This is a genomic window from uncultured Abiotrophia sp. (genome assembly GCF_963520105.1).
In the GTDB taxonomy this organism is placed as follows: domain Bacteria; phylum Bacillota; class Bacilli; order Lactobacillales; family Aerococcaceae; genus Abiotrophia.
On record NZ_CAUQPN010000014.1, the window covers coordinates 1 to 22223 of the forward strand.

At 47.3% G+C, this 22223-nt stretch carries 24 protein-coding genes; 4 read left to right on the forward strand and 20 right to left on the reverse strand.

Features of this window, described 5'->3' with window-relative positions; genetic code table 11:
- Window positions 1–147: 147 nt before the first annotated feature.
- The 10 genes from RWO08_RS09280 to RWO08_RS09325 all read right to left on the reverse strand — a co-directional run bounded on the left by RWO08_RS09280 (window position 148) and on the right by RWO08_RS09325 (window position 7978).
- Window positions 148–447 (reverse strand): helix-turn-helix transcriptional regulator, encoded by a 300-nt coding sequence (locus RWO08_RS09280; RefSeq protein WP_291429511.1) that lies wholly within the window; start codon window positions 445–447, stop codon window positions 148–150.
- A 951-nt stretch (window positions 448–1398) separates the two neighbouring features.
- Window positions 1399–1551 carry a DUF4865 family protein gene (locus tag RWO08_RS09450; RefSeq protein ID WP_218970159.1) on the reverse strand — a complete coding sequence of 51 codons (153 nt, stop codon included), beginning with the start codon at window positions 1549–1551 and terminating at the stop codon, window positions 1399–1401.
- A gap of 479 nt (window positions 1552–2030) precedes the next feature.
- Entirely contained in the window at window positions 2031–2555 is a 525-nt protein-coding gene (locus tag RWO08_RS09290) for a DUF4865 family protein (protein WP_314211903.1), read from the reverse strand.
- A gap of 412 nt (window positions 2556–2967) precedes the next feature.
- Window positions 2968–3942 (reverse strand): hypothetical protein, encoded by a 975-nt coding sequence (locus RWO08_RS09295; protein WP_314211904.1) that lies wholly within the window; start codon window positions 3940–3942, stop codon window positions 2968–2970.
- Window positions 3935–4441, reverse strand: a complete 507-nt coding sequence (locus RWO08_RS09300; RefSeq protein WP_314211905.1) for a hypothetical protein — start codon at window positions 4439–4441, stop codon at window positions 3935–3937. The genes RWO08_RS09295 and RWO08_RS09300 overlap by 8 nt, the downstream gene beginning before the upstream one ends.
- Before the next feature lie 258 nt (window positions 4442–4699).
- The gene (locus RWO08_RS09305; RefSeq protein ID WP_314211906.1) at window positions 4700–5617 is read right to left on the reverse strand and encodes a hypothetical protein; all 918 of its coding nucleotides are present in this window, start codon (window positions 5615–5617) and stop codon (window positions 4700–4702) included.
- Between the two features lie 281 nt (window positions 5618–5898).
- Window positions 5899–6888 (reverse strand): Asp23/Gls24 family envelope stress response protein, encoded by a 990-nt coding sequence (locus RWO08_RS09310; RefSeq protein WP_314211907.1) that lies wholly within the window; start codon window positions 6886–6888, stop codon window positions 5899–5901.
- A 20-nt stretch (window positions 6889–6908) separates the two neighbouring features.
- Window positions 6909–7076, reverse strand: a complete 168-nt coding sequence (locus tag RWO08_RS09315; RefSeq protein ID WP_314211908.1) for a DUF2273 domain-containing protein — start codon at window positions 7074–7076, stop codon at window positions 6909–6911.
- Window positions 7077–7087: 11 nt separating this feature from the next.
- Window positions 7088–7678 carry an alkaline shock response membrane anchor protein AmaP gene (gene amaP / locus RWO08_RS09320; RefSeq protein WP_314211909.1) on the reverse strand — a complete coding sequence of 197 codons (591 nt, stop codon included), beginning with the start codon at window positions 7676–7678 and terminating at the stop codon, window positions 7088–7090.
- Window positions 7679–7738: 60 nt separating this feature from the next.
- Window positions 7739–7978: a GlsB/YeaQ/YmgE family stress response membrane protein gene (locus tag RWO08_RS09325; protein ID WP_303824791.1), complete on the reverse strand. Its 240-nt coding sequence runs from the start codon at window positions 7976–7978 to the stop codon at window positions 7739–7741.
- A 386-nt stretch (window positions 7979–8364) separates the two neighbouring features.
- Here RWO08_RS09325 and RWO08_RS09330 point away from each other — a divergent pair, with 386 nt between their 5' ends.
- Window positions 8365–8703 (forward strand): hypothetical protein, encoded by a 339-nt coding sequence (locus RWO08_RS09330; RefSeq protein ID WP_314211910.1) that lies wholly within the window; start codon window positions 8365–8367, stop codon window positions 8701–8703.
- 99 nt (window positions 8704–8802) lie between these two features.
- Here RWO08_RS09330 and RWO08_RS09335 read toward each other — a convergent pair whose 3' ends face one another.
- The 9 genes from RWO08_RS09335 to RWO08_RS09375 form a co-directional block, all read right to left on the reverse strand.
- Complete coding sequence (locus RWO08_RS09335; protein ID WP_314211911.1) at window positions 8803–10002, reverse strand: MFS transporter; 1200 nt, start codon at window positions 10000–10002, stop codon at window positions 8803–8805.
- The gene (locus RWO08_RS09340) at window positions 9986–10291 is read right to left on the reverse strand and encodes a DUF2087 domain-containing protein (RefSeq protein WP_314211912.1); all 306 of its coding nucleotides are present in this window, start codon (window positions 10289–10291) and stop codon (window positions 9986–9988) included. The genes RWO08_RS09335 and RWO08_RS09340 overlap by 17 nt, the downstream gene beginning before the upstream one ends.
- 148 nt (window positions 10292–10439) lie before the next feature.
- Complete coding sequence (locus RWO08_RS09345; protein WP_314211913.1) at window positions 10440–11090, reverse strand: CHAP domain-containing protein; 651 nt, start codon at window positions 11088–11090, stop codon at window positions 10440–10442.
- Window positions 11074–11301: a phage holin gene (locus RWO08_RS09350; protein ID WP_314211914.1), complete on the reverse strand. Its 228-nt coding sequence runs from the start codon at window positions 11299–11301 to the stop codon at window positions 11074–11076. The genes RWO08_RS09345 and RWO08_RS09350 overlap by 17 nt, the downstream gene beginning before the upstream one ends.
- A 4-nt stretch (window positions 11302–11305) precedes the next feature.
- Window positions 11306–11536 carry a hypothetical protein gene (locus RWO08_RS09355; protein ID WP_023391806.1) on the reverse strand — a complete coding sequence of 77 codons (231 nt, stop codon included), beginning with the start codon at window positions 11534–11536 and terminating at the stop codon, window positions 11306–11308.
- Between the two features lie 67 nt (window positions 11537–11603).
- Entirely contained in the window at window positions 11604–11846 is a 243-nt protein-coding gene (locus tag RWO08_RS09360; protein ID WP_291432591.1) for a DUF2922 domain-containing protein, read from the reverse strand.
- Window positions 11847–11885: 39 nt separating this feature from the next.
- Window positions 11886–12083: a hypothetical protein gene (locus RWO08_RS09365; protein WP_023391804.1), complete on the reverse strand. Its 198-nt coding sequence runs from the start codon at window positions 12081–12083 to the stop codon at window positions 11886–11888.
- Window positions 12084–12696: 613 nt separating this feature from the next.
- Window positions 12697–16062 (reverse strand): FtsX-like permease family protein, encoded by a 3366-nt coding sequence (locus RWO08_RS09370; RefSeq protein ID WP_314211915.1) that lies wholly within the window; start codon window positions 16060–16062, stop codon window positions 12697–12699.
- Window positions 16063–16398: 336 nt separating this feature from the next.
- The gene (locus RWO08_RS09375) at window positions 16399–17100 is read right to left on the reverse strand and encodes an ABC transporter ATP-binding protein (RefSeq protein WP_314211916.1); all 702 of its coding nucleotides are present in this window, start codon (window positions 17098–17100) and stop codon (window positions 16399–16401) included.
- Between the two features lie 133 nt (window positions 17101–17233).
- On the opposite strand from RWO08_RS09375, the gene RWO08_RS09380 reads away from it, so the two are divergent.
- Entirely contained in the window at window positions 17234–17779 is a 546-nt protein-coding gene (locus RWO08_RS09380; RefSeq protein WP_314211917.1) for a TetR/AcrR family transcriptional regulator, read from the forward strand.
- A gap of 515 nt (window positions 17780–18294) precedes the next feature.
- Here the strand turns inward: RWO08_RS09380 and RWO08_RS09385 are convergent.
- Window positions 18295–19470 (reverse strand): LPXTG cell wall anchor domain-containing protein, encoded by a 1176-nt coding sequence (locus RWO08_RS09385; protein WP_314211918.1) that lies wholly within the window; start codon window positions 19468–19470, stop codon window positions 18295–18297.
- Between the two features lie 425 nt (window positions 19471–19895).
- On the opposite strand from RWO08_RS09385, the gene RWO08_RS09390 reads away from it, so the two are divergent.
- Together RWO08_RS09390 and RWO08_RS09395 are read left to right on the forward strand one after the other, a co-directional pair.
- Entirely contained in the window at window positions 19896–21212 is a 1317-nt protein-coding gene (locus RWO08_RS09390; RefSeq protein WP_314211919.1) for a GHKL domain-containing protein, read from the forward strand.
- The gene (locus RWO08_RS09395) at window positions 21209–21979 is read left to right on the forward strand and encodes a response regulator transcription factor (protein WP_314211920.1); all 771 of its coding nucleotides are present in this window, start codon (window positions 21209–21211) and stop codon (window positions 21977–21979) included. Before RWO08_RS09390 ends, RWO08_RS09395 begins: the two co-directional genes overlap by 4 nt.
- Window positions 21980–22223 lie beyond the last annotated feature (244 nt).

The window sequence follows — 22223 nt, forward strand, 5'->3', positions numbered from 1 at the left end:
GTGAAACCAACACCGTTTCGAAAAATGAGGACCCCAAAAATGACGGCAAGAACCCCAAACAATAAAGTCCGTCTTCTTGCAACTTCTTCAACAGATAATTTTTTCACCGTAGCACCCTCCTTCATAGTTCAAAGGTCTTTACACAACTTATTTTACACTACCTAAATACTTCTTTATCAAGAAATATATTTCTAACTTTTGTTCATCAGTTAATTCCACTTTTCTAAGTAAATCTACAATATCATCCAATCCATCATTTCTACCTTGAAGTTTATCAAAAGTAACTCCAAATATTTCAGCTAGTTTTTTTACTGTTTCATCTTTTGGATTCCTCCCTCCGTTTTCCCACCTAGCATATTGAGCTTGAGCTACACCTAACTTTTCAGCAACTTCTATTTGAGTGAGACCTGCATCCAGTCGGGCTTTTTTTATATTGTCTTTTAACATTATAAAATTCCTTTCGCTTTTTCATTGACCTATAACCAAAAAGGTTGTATTATACTTATATAACCTTTTTGGTTATAATATGAAACGTACAAAAATAGATGATACAAGCTAACTTATGAATATACAAAAACACACCAGAAAGCTTTACAAAGAGTTCTGAGGCTTTCGTTTAGAATCCATATAATTATACCAAAATGGTAATACAAAGTCCATGAAAAACGAAAAATGATTATGTTGAGGATATTATGAAATCTACACATTACGCAACAAAAGACAATGACACTCATTCTTTTTATTTGTCTAGTTTAGGGAAGCATCTGTTTTAATAAATGATGATGTATTTAACGACATTCGAGGCGAAGAAATTGAATTTAGACCATTTGAACTGCTCTCAAGTTTTTTAGACAAGTATTTAGCTAGTATATAAACTAATAAGATGGAGATTGGAGAACAAGTGCAAGGGCGCGGGCCGAAGGCAGAGCGCCCGAAGCCCGAAGTTCTCCAAATTCTCCAACACAAAAGCTGGCGTTTCTAACAGCCAGCAAACCGATACACTTAAGACAACGTCCTAAGTAACGAGTCATTGGCAAAAATCAATAGTACCAACGAATTACGCATATTTTAAGCATAGAAAGGAGGCGTTACAGTTGAAAAATACCATTCAATCTCTACGAGAATATCAAAGTCAAGTAGATTTATCAAAACTAGAAAAATCTATTTATATCAGCATTGACCGATTAACAGTAATCTTTGATAGTGAGAACCAATCACTTAGACGAATATTTCGTGAATTACGAAAATCACTCGATAATATAATTCAAGAATTTAGTATTCAAGAAAATCTAAAAGAAGACTATTTTACTCTTTATAAAACGATAAACGAAGATGGTATAAATCTAATTTTCTTTCAACTATCGGATTATGGTGGTTATCAAGTCATACGCCTAGACTTCAACCCAAACTCACTAATAGTGGGGCGCATATTTGTTTTCTCTGGGCATCATGTTCACCCTTGGTCGAAATTAGGTAGGTCTTAAAAGTTAAATTCTGAAAACCGTCTGTCTTGGTCCCATTATCTCTGACCGCTGCCGAATAAAGATTCATATCAAGATTATCTGGCAACTAAATTTTGTATTGCATTGATAATATGATCGACCTCCTCAACTTATATCTAACCCTCGGTCCCTATTAATACCACTTTTCGAATAGTCTTTCCTTTAATATAGCTGGGTTTGTAGGGGAAAGGAAATGATAGAACTTGTATTAATTGTACTATTCACGAAATGGGTTGTAAAGGCATTCATGTCTTCTATGCTTATCCGTATTCAATAAAGCTATGAAACACGCAAAAAAACGACCACCCTTACCAGAGTGATCGACTAATCAAGTGTTTGATTATAGTGAGGCTGGTTAAGCCTAGTTTGAGTTTGCTTCTTCTGAGCTACTACTGACTGCTTCTTCCGCCACTTCTTGGCTGGCTTCAGCAAGGTCTTCTGCCTTTTCCTGGACAGTTTGAGCACCTTCTGCGACCGCATCCTTGGCGTCATCGGCTACTTCTGCGTGTGGCGATTGCCTATGTCGGGCTATACCGAAATATGCAGGATCTCAAAGATCTTCATGCCCTCAGTTTGCTCCGGCAAGTTTTGGAAGAAATAGTATTCTGAGCATTCCCATTTATCTGGGTTATAGATTAATAAGCGAGCCAGGTCCTGGTCAGTGTCACAGGAGAAGGTCAATTCCTGCATGGTGGCAGCCTCTGGGATAGCTCTTTTGAGCTCTAAGCAGTATCGCGTTGACAGGAAATCCTCACTTCTTTGGAAGGATAAGGGAACCCCAATGGGGATCTGTTGCCAGCCAAAGGACTTGAGAATATTGTCGTAGAAGCCCTGCCAAATGAATTGGTTCATCCCGTCTACCCCACTCCACAAATAGAGGGGTGCGTATTGGTTTGCCTGGGCATCATGTTGGCCCTTGGTCGAAATCAGGTAGGCCTTAAAAATCAAATCCGGAAAACCGTCTGTCTTAGTCCCATTCTCTCTGACCCGCTGCCGGATAAGATTCATATCGAAATCATCTGGTAACTGAATTTTGTATTGCATTGATAACATGGTCACTCACCTCAACTCATATCTAACCTTCGGTCCCTATTATTATATCGCTTCTCCAATAGTCTGTCATTTAATCTAGCTAGGTTTGTAGGGGAAAGGAGGTGTTCTGATTTCAATCTGGCTGCTATCTCCTGCAAGTACTAAAAATGACAGGCCACTTGGACCTGTCATGTGACTCATTTATGAAAGAAAGATGACTCATTATTTTAGCGCAGTTTTTGGTTTCTTATGTACCAATTTATCATACGTAATCATGCAGTTTTACGGTATCATATATATTATGTCCACTATACAATTTCCATTTACCACCTATTATTGGCAGTCGGATGAGGGAAGCAAGAATGTGATTATAAGTCGTATAACGAACCTCATAATATCAACTATAATATGGCTCGATATCAGAGTGTAACAACTATTTTTTTAGGCCCTCTAACTCTTCCTTAAAATATTCTTGGTATATAGTTTCTAAGTTTTTTAGATGCTCTCTAATCGTTTTTTTGGGTCCTTCAAACGCTTCGATATACTTTTCAGGTTTACTAAAACAAGATCCTGCCTCCATAACATTGAAGTCTTTGTCTTCTTGTAATCCCTCCGAAACCCTTATTACCCTATCTTTTAAAACTCCACCAGTGCTTGTTTCACACGCCGAATTGTCAGATTTTCTATCGTTTATTTGCCAAATCAGATCTCTTCCAGCCATCCAAATTTTAGATTTATAAGCTGGTCTTAGCATTGATTGAGCTTCATTAAATCTCTCTATATATTTGCTCATTTCAAGCTGAGCATTATCATCAGTTTGGACAATACTTCCTAATGTTTCAGCTCTTTTAAGCCAGAAAATCATTTCATCAAACCCTTCTACTATCTCATTTACTGTCTTATAGTAATTATAAAACGCTCTATGTAGCCTATCAATACGGTCTTTTTCAAGCTGACGTCTCGTTTCTCTATTATATCTCTCCCTCTCGTTAACTCTATCTTTCTCATAGCGTTCCTGCTCTTCTTTAGCTTTTCTTGTTAACTCGTTGGTATTTACAATTAAAGCTATTCCGGCTATTAGAGTCCCTATCAGTGTTACATTATAATATCCGTCCTTATCCATCAAGAAGAACTTTGCTTCAGGAATATAGGTAACTAATATTATCATTACTAAACTAAGTAAATAAGCTATAATCGCAACGCCAATAAATATCGAGATAATCTTTGTAATCCTATCACATAGACTTTTTACCTTTCTATGGAATTTTGTAGGAACATCTTGTCCCACCTTAGTGGAATTATCTTCTGGTTCTATAGCCTTAATTTTGGGATAGATTTCTACCCTACCAAATATTTTTCTATATTGGGACAAAGGTTGGGATTCTTGATCAAATTGCTTATCATTCATCAGAATCACCACCAATCAATGGTAGTTTGCTATTATAGAGCAAGTAATAGGGGGTATTTTGATACGCCATAACTTCCTCTATAGTTGTTAGTTCACTTTCCGAATAGAAGATTGAGCAATTAAAGAAAACGTAAGTTAAATCCTCCTTTAATTGTGCAGACTTAAATTGCTCGTCTTCGAACAAATCGACTAGCAAGTCAAAACTTTTCTTTTCATCTTGCGTATTATAGCCAGTAATAGGGACAGAGTAATTACTATAGACCACTCCGCCTTTGCCACCTTCTTGAAAAAATATACAGATATTTAAATAGAATGGTTTGAGCTCCGGCTTTTCATCACCAGGTAAAGTGTGCTCCAATCCTGTCAATGACAGTTTAAGAAGTAATCGTTTCAATTTTTTAATATGAACTGGTGTGGTAATTTGATTTTTTGGTGTTGTATTGATATCCGTGTAGAAGCCTATTTCTGTTAATACTGGCTTAATATCAGACGTAGTCAAAATGTTTCCTCCTCATACGTTGAAATTCAATTTAGTATTCAAGTTGCGGTGCATAGCATTCACATAATTTTGAAGATTCAATTTTAACAGTGGTAACCCTACATTTCTTTTTTAGCATCTCTATCAATCCCATCGTTATATTCTATAAAATATCAAATCATATCCAATATACAGTCTAGGAGCTCAATATTATATCTAGATTACTCCTTACTCTTACGGCATTCCTTGAGAGGAACGCGTAGTTATCTTGAAACCCCATTACTTTTCAATTTCTTTCCTAAATTCAAATAGAATCTCAATAATTTTCTTATCGAGCTCTCTCTCGACCGAAGTAATATCTCCACTTAGCTTGTTATAATATTCATCCAAGCTTCGATATGTATTGTCAACGATTTCATCTATATCTTTTTCTTCATAATAGAAAATTGCCTCTTTATGACCCGCTATCATATAGTCATTAAGTTTCTCATTGTATTCATCTTTAATCAGATTAAGTTGATTTCTCGCTTTATTAAAGACTTGAACATCTGCGTTATTTACCATCATAAACCTTAATGCATTCATTACTCTTCTATATCTCTCATTCAGTTTTAAAGGTAATCCCTCATTAAGAATCTGGTTGTATACCTTTCTCTTCTCATTCCATTCAGAATCTATATTCAAAATAGTTAAGATCCTATCATACCCTAAATCTATTTCTTCCCGAATCTCAGGGTCTATATAATCCACATCTCTTTTCGTATTCTGACTTAACAAATCATAACGCTCAGATTGCCATCTTTTTACAACTTGTACCATCTCATGCATACCCCTCAAACCATTAACCACTACTTCCCATTCATCCCTAAATTGGTACAACGACTCCTCTAATTCAATGTATCTATCACGTTTTAAATCTAACTGTCTCACTCTTTCTCTCTCTTGCAATCCAGCAAAGAACGATAATCCTGCTATAAACACACTTATTACTGTTAAATTAAAGTTTCCATTGGAATCTGAAAGAAAATTATTGGCTCCTGGTATAGACATATACACCACATATAGTGTGCAACCTAAAATAAATGCCATGGATAGAAAGACAATGAAAGCTCGCAAAATTGGTGTTACTTCGGGCAAATAGTATTTATATAACACGCCAGAAACAACCAACACTATAAACAGTAAATACCACACCATAACAATAACCTCTATTCTAAATTATCTTAACATATTTCACTTAGAACCTCTGCGTAATTACATAGAAAAAGCCAGTGTAATAACAGCCCACTAGCTTATATTAACTGTCAGTCCCGTAATGATAGAACTCGTATTAATTATACTATTCACGAAGTGGGTTGTAAAGGCATTCATGACTTGTGTACTTATACGTATTCAATCAAGCTATGAAACACGCAAAAAAATCGACCACCCTTACCAGAGTGGTCGACTAATCAAGTCTTTGATTATGGTGAGGCTGACTAAGCCTGGTTTGAGTTTGCTTCTTCTGAGCTACTACTGACTGCTTCTTCCGCCACTTCTTGGCTGGCTTCAGCAAGGTCTTCTGCCCTTTCTTGGACAGTTTGAGCGCCATCTTTTACAGCTTCTTTGGCCTTGTCCGCAGCTTCTTCAGCCACTTCCTTAGCTTGGTCAACCGTTTCTTCGACAGCTTCAACACCGTCTGCTACTGCCTCTTTAGCTTGGTCTGCAGCCTCTTCAGCCACTTCCTTGGCGTCATCAGCCCTTTCTTCAACAGCTTCGACACCATCTTCTACTGCTTCTTTAGCTTGGTCTGCAGCCTCTTCAGCCACTTCCTTGGCGTCATCAGCCCTTTCTTCAACGGCTTCATCACCGTCTGCTACTGCTTCTTCAGCTTGGTTCGCAGTTTCTTCGGCTACATCTTTGGCCTGGTCAGCACCGCCACTAATGGCGTCCTTGGCCGCTTCAATGCCTTGGCCTACTTTTTCAGTGACCGCCGCTAGCCCGCTGCCAATGCCGTCTTTGGCTTTGCCTAAGGTGTCAGAAGCAAATTCGCCTGTGCTTTCAGCCATATGGGTTACATGATCTTGCAGACTGACAGAATCAGCTTCTTGCTTGGCTTGAGTCTTGACTTCAAGGACCTTGAGATTGACTTCAATCACGCTAAAGCCTGTCATGTTCCGAATGACATCGATCACTAAACTTTTAATGTCATGATATAAATCAGAAACGTTTTTTTGATACTCTGCAATGACATTTAAGTCTACACGCGCCTCTTCCTTACCAAGCACTAGCTTGACGCCACTGGTAAACTTATCGGTGTTGACAATCTTGCCCGCTAAGTTAGAGAAGAAGCCACCGTCAACTGCCAAGAGGCCGTTAACATTGGCTAGCGCCTGTCCAATCTGCTTTTTAATCGCTTTGCGATTGTAAGACTTGCCAGCAGGACTTGGATTGAGTGTCTTATCTGATGTAGGTTGATTATTTGACATACCCTATCCCCTCTCTACTTTTATTTGCGAGAATTTTGAAGATACCAACCAGCTGCTGCGCCAGTTCCTACAAGCGCGACAACAAAGATGGTTCTGAAAAACCCGATATTCAAAATGACAGTTGCCAAGCCAAGGCCAATGACCCCTCCGAGAATAGGATAAGGTAGGTTTTTGATTTTCTTGATCATAAGACTTACCCCTAGTTCTCTAAGTTTTCTTGTGGCTGAGCTTCAAATGCTTCAGCTTTTTGGCTAGTTTGCTCTGCTGCAGTATTCAAGACCTTCACATTGAGATAAATATTATGGTTCAGTCCCAAGTAGGAATTGAGGCCATTAATAATCTCCTTTTGTAAAGTGTTTGTTCTATTGGCAACGTCTACCCCTTGGTTAATGGCACCCTTAAGGGTTACTTCACACTTTTTCTTGGTGAGTTTGACCTTAACTTTAGGAGAAGCCATGTAAGAGGCGGCTGAAATAGCCGACTTCACATGGCTTGCGATCGCTGATTTTTTAACTGTCAACCGTCCATTAGCTTCCGACAAGACGACTTGGGTGTAGTCTCGCGGATAGAACAAGATGACAAGTATCGCAATGAGTGTCGCAATGGTCAGGACCAGGGATAACCAGAAGATAGCCTGGTTATAGTAGTACCCGAATGAAGACAGTTTGTTGAGGTACTCTCCTATCCAATCCAGATTGACATAGGACTGATTACGATACAAGTTAATCGAAAATAGAACAAGCGGTGGAATACACAGTAAGATGAGCAGAGATTTCTTAATTCGTGACATGATAGTCTCCCTATACTCTATTTAATGTTTGTGTAACTGCTTGTGTTTCCTCTCGGTAGCTTAAGCCTTTTTGCCAAGTAGTGCAGATACGACTGCTACTACAACTACGGCACCTAATACAGATGGAATTAAAGCCATACCTGCAAGGCTAGGACCCCAAGACCCGAGGAAATGTTGACCAACAGAAGAACCTACTAAACCAGCAAGTACGTTAGCCACGATCCCCATTGAACCGCGTTTTTTAGTAAGGCTGCCGGCTACTAAACCGATCAAGCCACCTACGATAATAGACCAGATCATGATATTGCTCCTTTCGTTCAGAATTGAAATGTAAGGACTAATTTCTGCCTTACATCTTCAACCTTATCACAGAGAACTTTACAAATCAAGTTCAACATTTTTGTTCACTATTTACCATTTTGACAACATTAGATTTTAAAATTTGAAACTAATTAAATTAATTTCACAAGTTGGCAGGACAAAAATCAAGCTATAGCTTATAAAATGATTGCCTATATATCGGTTTATATGACATATTTACTTATATTGTTCTAATGGCCGTTTGATTTTTATGTGAAATCAAATTATAAAAAATCAGTCTTGAGACCGATTTTTAGCTAAAGCACTTTCCAATCAAAATTTCCTGTGCTATACTTAGGTCATCAAATGAAAAGGAGGACATTAAAATGTCTGATTTATTAAAAGATTTGTCTCAAAAAGCTGGCGAGTTCGGCGAAAAAGCTATGGACGTAGCCGGTGATGTCTTTGAAAAAACCAAAGAAGTAGCAGGTAACGCCTTCGAAACCGCTAAAGATGTAGCGGGCGATGTATTCGACAAAGCCAAAGAACTTGGTGGCGCAGCTAAAGACAAAGCAGAAGATGTAGCAGATGCAGCAGCTGACAAGGCTGAAGACGCTAAAGACGCGGCAGCTGACGTTGCTGAAGCAGCAGCTGACAAAGCTGAAGACGCTAAAGACGCTGCTGGCGAAGCATTGCAAAACGCTGGCGAAAAACTCGAAAACTAATTCGATTTCGCAAAATAAAAGAGAGGCATTTGTGCCTCTCTTTTTTTGTGTGAATTAGCTAAATGATTGCTTCATATAGCCTATCGCTTGCCCCGCTCCCTATGCCTGGCTCTCTTCTTTCCTTGCCGTCAACCCGCGCAAGGCCAGGAAGACTAGCATTGAAATCAGCGTGAAGGCTAGCCAGGTCTTACTGATGCCAATCAGATCTGACAGGTAGCCGTTGACGGTTAGGAGCAAGCTGGACGCCAGGGCCTGTAAGGAATAGAAGGAAGAGACAAGCGAGGTCCGCAGGTGATCCTGCTTGATCAGCTTTTCATGGATATAGGTGATAATCAGCGTCCCATTAATGCCTACTAAGAAGACATGGAAGAGGAATAAGTATGGGAAGACCGGCAGATAGAAGCTAATGACTAAGAGGGTCACCACATCTAGCAGGAGGACCCGGTCAATTAAGGCCACCATGTCCATTTTCTTCTTCAAGAGGACCTTGCTGAGGAAGAGATTGGACAGGATAGTGGCGAGGCCAATTCCGATAATATAATAGCCCACGATGTATTCCTGCACGGCATCCCCTAGGATGACCTGCCACTGGTTAGAAGGTCCTAGGTCCAAGACGGCCGGCATGGTAAACATGATGAAGTAGAGCAGGATACGGCTGTCTTTGAGTGCTTCTATTAGGTTGACCACGGTTTCTCGGTAGACCTGCTTAATCTGGCCCCAGTGGTTCTGACGCGGGCGCGGCTTGAAGAGATTTTGAACCAGTAGCACATAGCCCAATAAACCGATAAAGATTGCTGATGACACATAGAAAGGAATGGCCGGGTTATCTTTGCCCAAAATCTGTGCTCCAACAAAGCCGGACAAGAGGCCGAAGAATGGACCAATAATATTCAATTTAGAAAATAATTGAGCGATATCGTAATCCGCATTGGCTTCCTTGATCTCATTGACAATCCAAGACTGCAGAGTCCCAGAGCTGAGAGACGCAGCCAAGCCGGTTAAGACAGCCGTCAGGATCAAGACGACAATGTTGCGGGTCCCTGCCATGAAGAATAGACCAATGGCCCGCAGGAGAAAGGACAGGGACATAACCCGCTTCTCCCCGATAGAATCGACCAAGATCCCACTGGGAATCTCGGCGACCATGGTAGTCGCTGTAAAGGTAGCCAAGAGCAGACCAATCTCGGTCATGGAGTAGCCCAGGTAGATTAAGAGCAGGTAGGTCAAGGAGGCAAACATCTGCTCCGCAATGGTCTCCACCGTCATAATCAAATAAAAATTCTTAATTTTCCAATTCATGGGCTGCCTCCATCTGAGGCGCTTGCCCTACTTGGGGATTGAGCTGGTAGGACTTACCGTAATTATCCCGGATCAGAAACTTGTAATCCACCAGATATCTCCGCATGGTCGCGAAATCCTCATAGACTTCCTTGATCCTCTCATTAAGTTCAGGCTCGGTAAATTCCTGGGCGTGTTGCTTCAAGTGTTGATAGATATATTGAAAGACCTCTAGTCTATTTTTTTGTTTGCGCGGCAGGACATAGAACTTGCCATCTCTCATATAGCGCGCAATCGTCTCTTCAACCATGTTTTGGCCTCCTCTGTTTTCATTAAAATGCTACTTGTCTCTATTCTATATGGCAATTTGCTAGATGGCAAGTCTAGGAAAAGAAACAGCCACCTTATGGTGGCTATTTTTCGTAAATTAGCTATGTAAAGGGTGGCTATTTTTTGTGTTAGCTGAGTAACTGGTTAACTCGATCCTGCACAGTCTGATAATCATACCCAGCTTCAGTCAACTCTCTAACTCGCTCTTCCCCGTTCCCATACTCACCCCGTATCACATCCCAGGCTACTGCGGTAATGAGGTCGTCACTAGGTGAGGTGTCTTCCGATGATGCGGGGCCTGGCTCCTGACCTTCCTGGTCATAACGTGGTCTGCCGTAACCTGCAATGGCCTCATGGTTCCAATCATAGTAAGCTCGCGCGACTCGGCCATTGTAATTGCCTTCTAAGGTACTGATAGACCCGTCAGCCTGGACTCGCTCTACAATACCAATATGGTCGACAGGGCCACCGTCGAAGTTGAAGATGACAATGTCTCCTGCTTGTGGCCATTCTTGGCCTAGCCAGATGCCTTGCTCCTGGAACCAGGCTAGGTGGCGTGGCACTCCACACTCTCGGCCAATCAGGTGGCTAAGGCCGGCTTCATCCCCGCAGACGGTGACGAAGATATCGCACCAGTCGTCTCCGTATTGGACTTGGTAGCCGACTGGGATGGGACTGACTGAATTATAGGCGTCTACCATGGCCAGGTGGTCGTCAGACCATTGGCTAGTGCCCAGATAACTCTGAGCTACTCTGATCAATTTATCGGCTTGTCCCATGGTCGTCACCGCCCTTCTTCCAATAGTCTAGGCTGGACTTCTGAATGAGTGCGCCTAGGAAGACAGTGACCAGGTTAATGGTGGCCACTAATTGGCTAGTTGGCGCCCAGCTATAGAGATCGCCTAGGCCTGAAGCTAGGACGGCTAAGGCTGGTAAGAAAATCAGTACTAGCCACTTGAGCGCATCATAATATCTATTGTCTAAGTTCATTTGCTTACTTCCTTTCTTCTAACAGTGTTTCTATCTTGGTAATACGTAGATCCATTGAAGCTAGGCGGTCATCAATGGTCTTGACGACTAGCTTATTGGCTTCAATCTCTAGCTGCATCTCATCTATACGGAGGATGAGGCTCTGGATGGCAGTAATGAGGTTGACTAGCTTGCTAATCAGGGTGATCACTGCTACCGTTGCCGATGCCAAGCCTCCAATTTCTAATAAGCTCATCCGTCTCATCTCCTTTCTTATATATGAATAAGGGACCCGCTCCGCGGGTCCCCTGCACCTACGGTGCTTAGTTTTCTGCCTTGTAGATTTCTTCTACGGATCGTGTCACCATGTTAGCGTTCTTGGCGCTAGCATATTGGTCGACGCTGTCCTTCTCGAAGATATTCTTGGCCACGATGGTCTCCATAGCGGACTTGACCGTGTTGGCATCTAAGTTGTCCTTGGCGTGGGCTAGACTGATCTTCTTGGACTTGCCGTCGGCTGCCTTGAAGTTGAGGTCTAGCTTCTTGGTTGTTTTGACTTCTGCCATTGTGGGCGGCTCCTTTCTTCTAATTTTAGGGTGCTAGGCCTAGTTGTAGGCATAGACTTCAGTGACTTTGGTTTCGGTGATAGGATGCTTAACCAGTGTGCCCACTGCGTCACGCACCGCTGTCACATCTTCAAGTGAGGCATTGGCCACCACATGACCTAAGCTGACGTTTTCCTTCTTCTTGTTTTCGTCGATAGAGGTCATTTGGAGGGTGCCCTTAACGAATGATCGTGCCATTGTAATTCGCTCCTTTGTTTTGATTTGTAGCTACATATATAAATAGGGTCTGGGCGCCCCCTTTCTACGTGCTCACTTAGACACAACTTGCCTATTTTCGAAAAGAATTATCGTGAGCCCGGCCTGGTTCCAGGCAAATTACCCAGTTTTCTGCCCTTTCCTTAGTTTCTGACCGAGCCAGTGGTCCACTCTCCAAAGTGGGCCACTAGCTCCTGACAAAGCTCCCCATTTCTGCCCTTTTCCTCAGTTTCCAGCCCAGCCAGTGGTCCACTCTTCAAAGTGGGCCACTAGCTCATGACAAATCCCCGATTTCTGCCCTTTTCCTCAGTTCTCGGCCTAGCCAGTGGTCCACTCTTCAAAGTGGTCCACTAGCTCCTGGCAAAGCTCCCGGTTTCTGCCCTTTTCCTTAGTTTCCGGCCCAGCCAGTGGTCCACTCGAAAAAGTGGACCACTGGCTCCTAGCAAATCACCCGATTCCTGCCCTTTTCCTTAGTTTCCGACCTAGCTAGTGGTCCACTCGACGGAGTGGACCACTGGCTCCTGACTTTTCTCCCAATTTCGTCCTAAGCCCACACAAAAAAGCCTTCCCATCAGGGAAGGCTTTTGCTTCTATACTAATCTACTGATTTCAGGGCTTCTAGCATGTCGACTTGGCGGAGTTGGCGGTCTACTAGCCAGCCCAGGGCAGCTAGAATCAGAAGGATGGCCACAACTGGGGTCAGGTAGACGGTCCAGGCGACATTTTGGTTGAATTGGACGAAATCTGCCGAGATGCGCCCCAGCAAATAGCGGTGCAGGACCCAGCCGCCGGCCAGGCCAAAGAGGATGCCGACTAGGGACAGGGCTACGGTCTCGCGGTAGATGTAGCGGGTGACTTCGCGATTGTGGAAGCCCAGAACCTTAATGGTAGACAGCTCCCGAATCCGCTCGGCCACATTAATCGTCGTCAAATTATAGAGGATGACGGCGGCCAGCAGGACGGAAACCAGGGTCAAAATCTGCATGACTAGGGCAAGGGAATCGACTGTCACCTGGATTTGGTGGCGGATGCCGCTGTTCTGAATGACCGAGCGCACGCCGCTCAAATCCATAAAGCGGGCGCTGACCTTAGCCAGGTCGCCTTTGGCTTCAGGCGTCAGCTGGACCAAATGGGCGTTGGCTGCCCAGGATTTGCCATAGGCGGCTTCATAGGCAGTCCGGCTCAGGTAGACACTGTGGCCGGCATAAAGCTCGACAATGCCCGCCACCGTTACACTGACCGGCTGACCGTCGGGGTCTTCCAGGGTCAGGCGGTCGCCTACCTTAAGACCGGCTTTCTCCGCCATTTTCTGGCTAATCAGGGCACCCCGGTCGGGCAGGTCCAAGCGATCATGGCTATAGGCATCATAGAAGGTCATGAGCTGGCCAAAGCCACCATCAGGCGCCACCATAATGGTCACTTCCTGCTGATCCTTGAAGCCAGGCAAGTGCTGGCGACCCGTTTGCAGCTGAATGTCCAGGGTCTGAGCCAGGTCAGCCTGAGCCAGGGCAGAGGCTAAGTCGCTTTCCTGGGAGGCATTGACATGCTGCTGACGGGCCACGATCAGGTCATAGCCCACCAGCTGGTCAAATTGCCGCTCGGTGATGCCGGCAAAGGAAGAGGAGATGCCCAGGCCCGCGAAGAGCAAGGCCACCGAGCCGGCCACCCCCAGGATAGTCATGAGCATGCGTTGTTTGTAGCGGAAGATGTTGCGGGCTGTCACCTTCTGGGTGAAGGTTAGGCGGCGCCAGAACCAGGTCACCCGCTCCAGCAAGATGCGGCTGCCGCGCGCCGGTGGCTTAGGCAGCAGGAGCTGGGCTGGCGTTTCAGCCAGTTCGCGCCGGGCCACCCACCAGATAGGCAGCAGGCTGGACAGGAAGGACAGGCCCAGGGCCAGAGCCGCAAGCGGCCAGTAGAAATGCAGTTGAATAGGCGGATAGGTCGAGGTGGCAAAGAGCGTATGGCCCAAGACATAAGGCAGGCCATAGGTTCCGGCCACAATGCCCAAGACGGCGCCTAGGCCACTAGACAGGAGGCCATAGAGTAGGTATTTGGCTAGGATATCGCCAGAGCCATAACCCAGGGCTTGCAGGAGACCGGCCTTCAACCTTTCCTCGCTCATAAAGCGGGTCATGGTGGTGAGGGTCACCAGGGCGGCCACTAGGTAGAGCACCACGGGGAAGACATTGCCCACATTGGCCATACCCTCGGTCCGCAGCTTGCTGGTATAGAACTCGACATCGCCCGGATAGGTCTGGCGGCTGTAAACCCGGTACTTAGGCGTAACCAGGCCGGCCAGGGCATCTTGGGCCCGGTCAAGGTCGGCCTGGCCTTCCTTGAGAGAGGCTTGGGCCTCCGCTTCCTTGCTGGCAAATTGAGCCTGCTGGTCATCCAGCTCCTGGCGGGCAGACGCCAGAGCTTCCTGGCCACTGCTGATTTCCTGGCTAGCCGACTCTAGGGCCTGGGCCCCGGCTTGGGCGGTCGCCGACTGGCTGGCCAATTGGGCCTGGCCGGCTTGGTATTGGCTTAAGCCTGCTTGATAGTTGACAGCCTGACTGTCATATTGAGCCTGACCCGTGGCAAGGGCCGCGGCGCCTGCTTGGTAGCGGGCCAGCCCTTCTTGGTAGCTAGTATTGGCGGCTTGCCACTGGGTTTGGCCGGCTTCAAGTTGGCTTTTGGCGCTGGCCAGGGTCTGGGCCTGATCAGCTAGAGCCTGGCGGGCGGCCTGAATGTCCGGCTGGGCGTCCGGGTCCTGGCCGGCTTGGCGCAGGGCCTCTTCTTGGGCGGCCAGGGCCTGCTGACCGGCGGCTAGTTTGGCTTGGCCGTCAGCCAAGGCCTGGCTCTGGCTGGCTAGGGTTTGAGCCTGGCTGTCCAGCTGGCTCTTGGCGGCGTCTAATTGGGACTTGGCTTGGGCCAGTTCCTGGGCCTTGGCCGTCAAATTGGCCTGGCCACTGGTCAGGGCGGCTGCCCCGCTTTCCAGTTGGGCCTTGGCCTGGGCTAAGGCGGCTTGGGCGCTGGCTAGTTGGCCTTGGCCCTGGGTCAAAGTTTCATCCTGGCTAGCCCACTGGCTGGCCGCTTGGTCCAAGGCAGACGACTGGTCCGCCCACTGGCTTTCCGCCGATGCTAGCTGGCTGGAGCCTGATGCCAGGGCCTCCGAGGCCGAATCCATATCGGCCTGTCCCTGATTGATTTGGCTTTGGACCTGGGATTGGACTTGGGCCAAACGGGCGGCGCCGTTATCGGCTAGGAGAGCCTCCAAGTCAGCCTGGTGCTGTTCCAGGCGCTCCCAGTAGCTGGCCTGGTAGGTGTTGAGCCCGGCTAAATCCTCATAGCGCAGGCGGGCCAGAGTGTAGACCGGACTGTCAAAGTCCTGGGCAGTCACTACCCCGTAGCCAGCCAGGGTCCCGCTGCCGGCCCTGGAAGGCCCGAAGAGGACCTGGTTGCCCAGCTCGCCCGAGTTGACGAAGCCCGTAATGGTGAAAGTCGTCTGCTTGAGCATGGCCTTGGCATTGCCGGACTCCTTGAGCTTGACAGTGTCGCCTAGCTGAAAGCGACCTTGCAGACTACTTAAAAGAGCAATTTCCCCCGAGGCTTGAGGCAGGCGGCCGGCTACTAAATGATAGTGGGCCAAGTCCTGGGTCAGGCTGAAGATCCGCCAGGCTTCTGGCGTCTGGTCCAGCACCACGTCGGTCAGATAGCCCCCTTCGACCTGGGCACCCGACAGCTGGGCCAGCTCCTCCATGTCTGCTTGGGACAGGCCGTAGTCGGACAGGACGGTCAGGTCCTGAAGCCGCAAGCCTTCTAGGTAGGCACTGGCCGTCTGGGTGATGTCCGGCGGCGCCGCCTGCAAGCCCACCAGGGCAAAGGACCCCAGCATCATGAGGCAGACCATGGATAGGAAGCGCCCCTTGGTCTGACCAAGGCTGCGCCAGAATTCTTTGAAAAGTGTTGACTTGGTCATGGGCTGACCTCCTTTTGGATAGTGATGTTAGTCAATTATTTTTGTGGGGTGGCTGAAAGGCTCAAGTCACTGGCCCGGCTGGCTCAAAACGCACCGCTCAACAGGCTCAAAGCGCTGGTCCGGCAGGCTCAAAGCGCTCGCCCGGCAGGCTCAAAGCGCTGACCCGGCAGGTACAAAGCGCCCACCCGGCAAGCACAAAGCGCTGGCCCGGCAGGCTCAAGGCGCTGACTCGACAGGCTCAAAGCGCTCGCCCGGCAAGCTCAAAGCGCTGGCCCGACAGACTCTAAGCGCCCCGCTACACAGAGCCAGAAACCCGATCTTTTCTTTCCCCATCTACTAGTACTCCAAGTCCCTAATATGCTGCGGCTGGTCGTTGACCGTGACCGACTGAATTTGGGCGTCGTGTAGGCGGATGACCCGGTCGGCGATAGGCGCCAAGGCCCCGTTGTGGGTGACGATAATGACCGTGGCCCCCTCCTGGCGGGACATGTCCTGAAGAATCTGCAGGACCTGCTTGCCAGTCTTGTAGTCTAGGGCGCCGGTCGGCTCGTCGCAGAGCAGGAGCTTGGGCTTCTTGGCCAGGGCGCGGGCGATGGAGACTCGTTGTTGCTCGCCTCCCGATAGCTGGGCCGGAAAATTATCCAGTCGGTGGCTGAGGCCCACGGCGGCCAGGGCATGAGCTGGCTCCATGGCATGGGGCACGATTTCCGCGGCTAGCTCGACATTTTCCAGCGCGGTCAGGTTGGGCACCAGATTATAGAACTGGAAGACGAAGCCCACGTCATAGCGGCGGTAGTCAGTCCGCTGGTGGCTGGTGTAGGCGGCGATGTTCTGGCCGTCAATCCAAATCTCCCCCTGGCTGGCCGTATCCATGCCCCCCAGAATGTTGAGCAGCGTGGACTTGCCAGCACCGGAAGCTCCCAGTATAATGACCAACTCGCCCTGCTGGATGTCAAAATTCAGGTCTTTGTTAGCAGTAATTTGCCCCTGACCCGATGGAAAGAATTTGGAACAATCTTTTACTTCAATATAGGCCATGCGGTCACGTCCTTTCTCCTGCCTAAGGCGTTTAAATTGACAGGTGTTGATTTATGTCTGCTTTTATTATAAAATAGACGGAAAGCTAAGACAATGAGCAAAAATCAACAGAGTGTCTATTTAAGGAGGGCCTATGACTCAAAAACGCCAAACCCAAACCAAGGCTGCCATCAAAACGGCCCTAACCCAGCTCCTACAGGAAGTAGGCTTCGAGCAGCTGACCGTCCGCCTACTCTGCCAGCGGGCCGGCATTAACCGCGGCACTTTCTACCTGCACTACCAGGACAAGTTCGACCTCATGGAGCAACTCAAGGAAGAGACCCTGAGCCAGCTGCGCACTTTCTTCATTGAAAATCAGGAGCACAATGTCCACCTGGTGCTAGTCCTGGAGTATATTAAGGAAAATTACGACTTCATCTACGCCCTCTCCCAGAGCAACTATCTCAACTTCAAGGCCACCATCCGCGAATTCATGCTGCAACTCTTCCAGCGCGAAGATCCAGCCGATTTGCAGACCTTTCTAGGCCGCAACTTCCCTATTAATCAAAAATACGCCCTGGAATGCGTCCTCAGCCTAGTCGAAGGCATCATCAACCTCTGGGTCAGCAGCGGCGCCAAAGAATCCCCCCAAGAAATCCGCGATATCTTTGCAAAGGTGATAGACTTTACTAACTGGTAAAGGGGTGGGGGGCGCGGAAAAAGGCTGAAACTGGGCAATTGCTCAGAAAAGGCGTGAGCCAGTGGTCCACTTTGAAGAGTGGGCCACTAGCTCCTACTTTTTCTGGCTTTTTGAGGGCTAGAGGCCACTTTCAGGGCGCGCTAGTGGTCCACTCGACGGAGTGGACCACTAGCTCAGGCTTTTTCTGCCTTTTTGGGGCCTAGAGGCCACTTTCAGGGCGCGCCAGTGGTCCACTCGTCCGAGTGGACCACTGGCTCCAGCTGATTCTGCCTTTTTGAGGGCTAGAGGCTACTTTCAGGGTGCGCTAGTGGTCCACTCGTCCGAGTGGACCACTGGCTCCGGCTTTTTCTGCCTTTTTGGGGGCTAGAGGCTACTTTCAAGGCGCGCTAGTGGTCCACTCGACCGAGTGGACCACTAGCTCTACCAGAATCTATCTTTTCAGGCAGCCGGCGCCCTGCTCCCTTTTCCAAAACACAAAAGAAGCCCTGCCACTAAAATGGCAGGGCTGTTTGCTGTTAGCGGGATTGTTTGCGGTGCTCGGTGTAGGCGATCCAGATGCCGGATACGATTAGGAGGCCGATGATGAAGAGGGAAAGGATTGAGGAGGCTTCACCAGTGCTTGGGAGGCGGCGGCCATTACGGTCATAGCGAACGCCAGGCTCTTTAGACTCCTTAGTCGCTTGGCTGGCTGCGGAGCTTTGGCTCGCGCCGGAAGATTGGTTGGTGGCTGGTGCTTGGCTAGTAGTTGAAGCCTGGCTCGCAGCAGAAGATTGACTTGCGCTTGAAGCCTGGCTAGCTGCTGAAGATTGGCTTGCGGCAGCACCTTGGTTGGCCCCGGATGCTTGGTTGGCGCCAGATGCTTGGCTCGCAGCTGGTGCCTTGCTTTCTTGGCTTTGGCTATTGGCAGCCTGACTAGACTGGCTTGCTTGACTTGACTGCGCAGCCTGCCCTGCTTGCCCTGCCGCCACGGCGGTCAGCACATAGTTAGAGCGGTAGACCTTGAAGGTGCCCAGGTTAGTTTGCACCTCTTCCTTGGCGTCTGGGTTGGTCTGGCCAACTTGTTGAGCTTGGCTGGCGTCGACTTTGTAGTCGGGATGGGCTTTGACGAAAGCTTGGGCCGCCATGTCCAAGGCAGACTGGCTGGTCTCGCTGTTAACCAGGTAGTGGCTGGTTTCGGAGACTGCTTGCTTGTCGTCTTGGACCTTAACCGTCATCAGTTGGGCGTCTAAAAGAGGGTTGTGCTTAGGCAACTCGGTCACGGCGTAAGTCTTAGGTTCTTGGGCTTCCTCTACCGGCAGGCTGTCGGCAGCTTCCAAGACAAAGTTGGCTTCAAAAGTATGGCCGTCAAACTCGCCCTTGTCTGTGACATAGTGCTTCTTAGCCGTATCAGTCTTGATATTCTGAGGAACGCGCTCAATCTTATAAGTGCCCTTAAGCAAGTCATAGATTTGGTTAAAGGTCACGTCTCCTGTATTGACGCTGGTATAGTAGAGGGTCTTGTGGACCTTGCCGTCCTTGTCGACTAAATGAATCTTGACTAGCCCCTTCTCGAAAGCTGTCTCGTCCGCCTTAGGCATGAGGTTGACAACGGATAAGGTCTCTTGCGCTTGGGCAACCGGCACTGGTGCCAATGGCAAAGCCAGGCTCACGGCTGCTAATAATGTAATACTCTTTTTAATAATTGCTTTCATGGTAGGTCTCTCCTTTTTTTTCTTGACTATAGTATAAGCCTTGGGCTAGCAAAATGGGGCAAAGTCATCAAAATCGATTAAAAATCATCGAATTTGATGTTTTGGGCTGATTTGTCTAGTGGACTCCAAGATATTTATAATCTTTTACTCATATTTCGCTGACACTCCTTGTTGTTTTGATGAGATAACTATATAATAGAATCATAGAAAATAGTTCGAAGTCGTCATAAGTGATAGTTTTTTCATCATTTTCGATTGCAAAAGATCAAAAGCGATGTTCAAAACATCATTTTCGATGACAAGTCATCATTTTCGTAGTTTTAGTCATCATTTTCGCAGTTTTTGCATCTTTTTCTATGAAATCACCCGGTAGTTTAGGATGTATAGGAAGAAAATATGCCTACTTTATTAGGAGGTTCATTTTTATGGAATATCTTATCTTTAGCCTTAGTGAAACCTTTCATGCTCTAATTGGGATTCTATCTCAACGTAATCCTATCAAGCACAAAGTTTCTTCTCTTATATACGCCCTTCTAATTTTCGGCTTATATCACTTGACTGCGATCTACGGATATCCAACCTACATTGCTAATCTGCTAATTTTTGTCCTCTTAATTACAGGCTATATGGTAGAACCTGGCAACCAGTCCGATGACAAAATGCAGGGGGCAACTGTCTTCGCCACCCTGCCTTTTATTAACATCAAAGTTGACTCCTTTATCCAGCCCTTTATCCTCTCATTTATAAATTTGGATTCATTGGAGACGGAATTTTATTTGTCTCATCTATCGTCGCTTATCATCATCTTTCTATTGACAAGAGCTGAACTCGCTGTGCTAAAGCGATGGCGTCTTCACTTCCATCGATTTACTTTCCTAATTATTCCAATAACGCTCTCTCTATATTTCTACTTATTTATTGATGAGCTAACCTTTAGTTTTACAGAACTTAATGAAGTAAGTTCTACAGCAGCGTCCGTACTTATTACGCCTTTCCTAGCCTTGCCAATTTTATGTATTATGTCCGTCCTCTTCCTCAACAATGCCCTCAACAAATCCCAAGAAGTCGCCCGTGAGAAGGAGCAATTCAAAGTGAGTCAGGCTTTCTCTAGCATGATGGCCGACCAATATCAGGAAATGCGCAAGTTTCGTCATGACTATAAGAACATCCTCTTGACCCTGGAAGGCTACATTCGCGACCAGGAATGGCAGGGGCTGGCGGATTATTTCCATCAGCATATCCAACCTACCCAAGTCATGACCGACCAGCTAGGCCTAGAACTCAGTCGTCTGTCCAAGATTCAGAGTCCGGATGTCCGCAATCTGCTCTTCACCAAGTTGGCCTTTGCCGGGACTAATGGCATAGACCTCAGCATTGAAGTGCCGGATGACATCCACCTCAATGTTGAGCGCAATCCCATCTACTTGGTCCGCATCATCGGGATTCTCTTGGACAATGCCATCGAAGCCTTAAGCAATCAGGAGGGTGGCAAGCTGACCTTGGCGGTCTTCGAAGACCTTGGCGATGTTCATCTTATCATTGAAAATGACTGCCAAGAAGACCCAGGTGACCTCAACAAGCTCCTGGAAGCCGGCTACTCCACTAAGGGCAGTGGCCGAGGGTTGGGCCTAAGCAACGCCTTAGAATTAGCGCGAGAAAGTCAGTTCCAACTGACCACTCAATTTGCTAACGAACGCTTCACCCAACATTTACTCATTCGGAAGGAGTTGCTAGTCCCATGACAGACTTCAAATTCCCCATCTATATTTGCGAAGATCACCCCAAGCAGCGTCAGTGGCTAGCGGATTTGATTGAACGCTATGTCATGATTGAAGATTATCCCATGGAGTTGGCCTGTGTGACGGGTGACCCGGACAAGCTCCTCAATAGCTGGACGGATCGGCGAGGAAATGCTATCTTCTTCCTGGATATTGACCTGCAACATGAGCTTACTGGTATGGATATTGCGCGGCAGATCCGCCAATATGACGATGGTGCTAAAATTATTTTCGTTACGACCAAGGAAGACTACCTGCCCCTGTCCCTGCGTTATAAGGTACAGGCTTTGGATTTCATTCCTAAGGATGATATGGACGACATGGCCCAACGCGTCAAGGAGTGCCTGGACACTATCAACAACTGGCGCAGTCTCAATGGCCAAGCCAAGCAAGTCTTCACCTTCAAGCAAGGTAAGAGCCAGATTAGCCTCAGCTACGACAAGATTCGCTTCTTCGCCACCCTACCCCAGGCCCATACTGTTGAGGTGGTCGGCGTCAATGCCCGCTATCAGTTCTATCATTCGATGAAAGAACTGGTCGATGAGTTGGCTGAACCCTTCATGGCCATTAGCCGGTCTGAAATTGTTAACCTGGACAAAGTGGTCAGCTACAATCCCATGCTGCACACCCTGACCGTGGAAGGCGGCTATTCCCTAGGTATCGCCCAACGCCAGTACGGCCGCGTCATCCGCGCCCTCAAGGTGCGCAATATTAAGCCCCAGCTTCTCTAGGCAAATAAAGCAAAAGCACTGCCCCCCTTGACGGGGCGCAGTGCTTTTTGTGTGGGGCGGATGGGGGCTGGTGCCTTTTTTGGGGGCGCGCCAGTGGTCCACTCGACGGAGTGGTCCACTAGCTACCCAGAAAAAGGCAGAATCTGGGCAAATCCCCCGAAAATGCGTGAGCTAGTGGTCCACTCTGGAGAGTGGTCCACTAGCTACCCAGAAAAAGGCAGAATCTGGGCAAATCCCCCGAAAA